This window comes from Sedimentibacter sp. B4, assembly GCF_000309315.1.
GTDB lineage: Bacteria > Bacillota > Clostridia > Tissierellales > Sedimentibacteraceae > Sedimentibacter > Sedimentibacter saalensis.
This window is the reverse complement of record NZ_CANG01000801.1, coordinates 1-237: the sequence shown is the minus strand read 5'-3', so window position 1 is coordinate 237 and position 237 is coordinate 1. Positions and strand designations below refer to the sequence as shown.

The following is a 237-nucleotide window of genomic DNA, read 5'->3' as shown; positions in this document are numbered from 1 at the left end:
TGGTACCCGCTCAGGCGAGCATCGAGCGCACCTGCGCGAGCCCCACGTTCATCCGGGCCACGTCGGCGGGACCGTCGGCGAGGTGGTGAATCGTCTCGATCCGACCCGCACAACCAGGATGGGACGCCAGCCACGCCTCGATCAGGGCCTCGGGCGTCCCGTCCGGATCGACCCCGGCGAGCACCTCCGCGGTGAGTTCGGCGTGGGCGGCCAGCAGCTCGTCACGCAGCGCTGCCC

The 237-nt window shown here is 72.2% G+C and carries 1 protein-coding gene; it reads right to left on the bottom strand.

From position 1 onward, the window contains the following. Positions 1 to 10: 10 nt before the first annotated feature. The coding region (locus BN358_RS26985; protein WP_040583560.1) for a hypothetical protein at positions 11 to 237 on the bottom strand (227 nt) is incomplete at its 5' end.